The following is a 3,566-nucleotide window of genomic DNA, read 5'->3' on the forward strand; positions in this document are numbered from 1 at the left end:
CCTCGACGGCATCGGCACCGCCGTCCTCGTCAACGCCGCCATCGTCCTCCTCGGCGTCCTCACCACCACCCTCTTCCTCCACAACCGCGAGAAGAGCGCGCTGAACTGACTGACCTTCACACCCGCCCGGCCACGGAGCGCATCACGCGCCCCGCGGCCGGGCTTTCGTGCGTGGTCGCTGCGGCGACCTCGGCAAGTGCGCCTTGTTCCGGTGGTGCGGCGCGCCGGAGGGTGGGGACCAGGCCCGGGTCTCGGGCCGGTTTCGCCCCCGTGGAAAGGACACCCATGGCCCTGCGGTGGTCGCACGCCGCCCTGAACTGCCGGAACCTGGACGCGACCGAGGAGTTCTACCGCCGCTGGTTCGGCATGACACGTGCCCGCGCCTTCGACGTGGCGGGCGCCCGGTTCGTCTTCCTCCGGCTCGGTGACGCCTATCTGGAGCTGTGCTCGCTCGAGGCGGCGGAGGCCGCGGGTCCCGCGCCCGATCCCTCCGCCGACGGGCCGCACGCCCCCGGCGCCGTACGGCACCTGGCGTTCCAGACGGAGGACGTGGACGCCTTCCTGGCGCGGATGGGCGACGCCGCACGCGTCACCCTGGGGCCGCTGGACTTCGACGCGTTCATCCCCGGCTGGCGCAGCGTCTGGCTCGCCGACCCCGAGGGCAACGTGGTCGAGGTCGGCCAGGGCTACCGCGACCTGCCCGAGGGGGCGGACGGCGCCAACCTGACCGTGGGATGACTAGCCAGAACACGGTTCTGGCTGGTCGGCGGTGGCGGGCGAAGGATGGCTTCCGAGGGGCCCGAGAGGGAGAGATCCGAGAGGGAGGCAGCCGCCATGCCGCACACAGCTCACCATAACCGTGACAGTGACCGCGACCGCGACCGCGACAGTGACCGTGACCGTTCCGTGCGGGACGTCGTCTGGCACCCGCTGCGTGTCCGGGCCACCGGTCACGACGTACCCGTCCGCGTCTACCGGCCCGAGTGCGGTCACGCGGGCTGGCTGGTCTGGGGGCACGGCGGCAGCTGGCGGACCGGCTCGCTGGAGGGCTGGCACGCGGCCTGCGCGGACCTGGCCGGCCGGTCGGGGTGCGCGGTGGTCAGCGTCGACTACCGGCTCGCCCCGCAGCACCGGCACCCGGCGGCCCTCCACGACGTGCTCACGGTCCTGGACTGGGCCCAGGAGCGGGCCACCGCCGAGGGGCTGCCGCCCGTCGCCGTCGGCGGCGACAGCTCGGGCGGGACGATCGCGGCATCCGCGGCGCTGGTCCGGCGCGACCGGGGGGAGCCGCTGAGCGCCCAGGTCCTCGCCTACCCGCCGCTGGACCCGTCCTGCCGCGCCCGGTCCTACACCCGCTACCGCGACAACTTCCCGAGCCAGGAGGGCATGGCCGCCGCCTGGCGCGACTACCGGGGCGGGAACACCGGTGCCGCCTTCCCGCCCAGCACGCCCTTCGAGGCCGACAGCCTCACCGGTCTCGCCCCGGCGATCCTCGGCGTCGGCGCGTTCGACCCGGTGGCCGACGACGTACGCACCTACGCCCGCCTGCTGCGCGAGGCGGGCAACGAGGTGACCTTCCACGAGTTCCCGCACCTCCTGCACGGTGCCTTCCTCCAGCCCGCCGGCGTCGGGGGGTTCCGGTTCCGGGACGGGCGGAGCGAGGGGGCGGACGGCCCCCGGGGGCTGCGCCACTGGCTGGCGGACGCCCTGAGCGACCGGCTGTCCGGTCTGACCGCGGCACAACGGCTCTGACAGCGAGAACGGCTCTGACAGCGAGAAAGAGAGAGATCATGAACAGCACCGGCACCACCTCCACCCCGCCCGGCACGGTTCCGGGTCATATCGGCGCGCTGCTGCGCCACTTCGGCGACCTGCGGGACGGCGCCCACGGCGACCAGGCGTCCCGCCAGGGCAAGGAGCGCCTGTTCGCCCAGGCGGTCGAGTTGCTGAGCCCGTACGCCGAGCAGGCCCTGGAGGAGATCAACGAGCACCTGCTGGACCGCACCGGTGAGGTCAGGGCCTCCGGGGTGCACCGGACGCCGGACGGCGGTGTCGCGGCCGTCTGGGCGCTGACCTGGCCGCAGCAGCGGATCACCGAGATCGCCCCGATCACCATCACCGCGCACTACGGGGGAGGTTTTCACCACCCACACCTGCGCGGTGCCACCATCGGCGAGTGGCCGCTGAACGTCTTCACCGCCGAGCAGGCCGCCGCCGAACTGCCCGTCCTGCGCGCGATCGCCGCCGCCGACATCCACAACCTGGTCTTCGAACGGGACTTCAGGATCGTGCCGGCCACCATCGCCGGCCGCGCCTCGCTCGGTCCCCGCGCCGTGCTGAACCCGCGTACGAAGGGACTCCCGTCATGAGCCTGCGCCTTTCCGTCCTGGACCAGTCCCCCGTCGGCGAGGGCTTCACCCACTCCGACGCCCTGCGCGCCTCCGTCGAGCTGGCGGAGCGGGCCGACGCCCTGGGGTTCACCCGGTACTGGGTCGCCGAGCACCACCACTCCCCCGGCTTCGCCGGCACCGCCCCGGAGATCCTGGCCGGGACGCTGCTGTCACGGACCACCCGCATGCGGATCGGCACCGGAGGCGTGCTCCTGCCGCGCTACGAGGCGGTGAAGGTCGCGGAGGTGTTCTCGGTGCTCGCCTCGCTGCACCCAGGCCGCGTCGACCTGGGGCTCGGCCGGGCGGGCGGCCCCGCGCAGCGCTTCCCGCAGCAGGTGCGGGAGGTGAGCCGGCTGCTGGGCCTGGGCGAGGGGCGCGGCGAGGCCGGCGGCCAGGCCCGGGAGGCGGGGCCGCTGCCGCCGCTGGTGTCGGCTCCCGACGTGCCCCCGCGGCTGTGGCTGCTGGGCGCGGGCACCCGCTCCGCCGCGCTGGCGGGCGAGCTCGGCGCCTCGTTCGCCTTCGCGCACTTCCTCGCCCCGGAACCGGGCGTGGCCGCCCTGGAGGGCTACCGGCAGGGCCTGGCCGCGTCGGCGGCCGCGCCGGCCGGCGGCCCGGCGGAGAAGGGCGTGCTGGCGGAGAAGGGCGTGCTGGCGGTCCGCGCCGTCGTCGCCGACACCCGCGAGCAGGCCGACGGGCTGGCGCTCAGCCTGCTGCTGTGGCGCAGCCGCAAGGACCTCGGCGAGGACCGCCCGCTGCCCTCGCCGGCGGAGGCGCGGCGGCACCGGTGGAGCAGCGCGGAGGCCGACCGGGCCGCCGTCAACAGCCAGGCGCTGGTCTACGGCACGCCGGAGCAGGTGCGCGAGGAGCTGGAGCGGCTGGCGGTGGCGCACGGCGTCGACGAGATCGTGGTCAACACGCTGACGCAGGACCCGGCCGACCGGGTGCGCTCCTACGAGCTGCTGGCGCAGGCCTTCGCGCTGCCCGGCTCGGGCCTGCCCGGCTCCGGTCCGCGCGAACCCGCGGCGCACCGGGAGCCCGCCGTCGCCTAGGGGGTGGGATCCGGTAGTTGATCCTGTCGTGACGGCGGGGCCAGGGGGAAACCCCTCCCCCGGCCCCCCCCCCCGACCAACCCCCTTCCCAAAAAAAAAACAACTCCCCCGGAGACCCCTTTCCCTC

4 protein-coding genes are annotated in these 3,566 nt (G+C 74.7%); all 4 read left to right on the top strand.

All coding sequences use genetic code 11. The features are described 5' to 3' along the window. The first annotated feature begins 285 nt into the window (after positions 1–285). The 4 genes from ACZ42X_RS32835 (at position 286) to ACZ42X_RS32850 (ending at position 3,439) form a co-directional block, all read left to right on the top strand. Positions 286–738, top strand: a complete 453-nt coding sequence (locus tag ACZ42X_RS32835; RefSeq protein WP_468297978.1) for a VOC family protein — start codon at positions 286–288, stop codon at positions 736–738. Positions 739–834: 96 nt separating this feature from the next. Beyond that, on the top strand, positions 835–1,752 hold the full coding sequence (locus ACZ42X_RS32840; RefSeq protein WP_468297981.1) for an alpha/beta hydrolase: 918 nt from the start codon (positions 835–837) through the stop codon (positions 1,750–1,752). 38 nt (positions 1,753–1,790) lie between these two features. Then, positions 1,791–2,369, top strand: a complete 579-nt coding sequence (locus ACZ42X_RS32845; protein WP_468297983.1) for a hypothetical protein — start codon at positions 1,791–1,793, stop codon at positions 2,367–2,369. Next, entirely contained in the window at positions 2,366–3,439 is a 1,074-nt protein-coding gene (locus ACZ42X_RS32850) for an MsnO8 family LLM class oxidoreductase (RefSeq protein ID WP_468297985.1), read from the top strand. The genes ACZ42X_RS32845 and ACZ42X_RS32850 overlap by 4 nt, the downstream gene beginning before the upstream one ends. Positions 3,440–3,566: the final 127 nt, after the last annotated feature.

The sequence above is a fragment of the Streptomyces sp. NPDC030862 genome (genome assembly GCF_055571835.1).

Coding starts and splice junctions, on each gene's coding strand:
- ACZ42X_RS32835 (WP_468297978.1), top strand. CDS start 286: ATGGCCCTGCGGTGGTCGCACGCCGCCCTGAACTGCCGGAACCTGGAC.
- ACZ42X_RS32840 (WP_468297981.1), top strand. CDS start 835: ATGCCGCACACAGCTCACCATAACCGTGACAGTGACCGCGACCGCGAC.
- ACZ42X_RS32845 (WP_468297983.1), top strand. CDS start 1,791: ATGAACAGCACCGGCACCACCTCCACCCCGCCCGGCACGGTTCCGGGT.
- ACZ42X_RS32850 (WP_468297985.1), top strand. CDS start 2,366: ATGAGCCTGCGCCTTTCCGTCCTGGACCAGTCCCCCGTCGGCGAGGGC.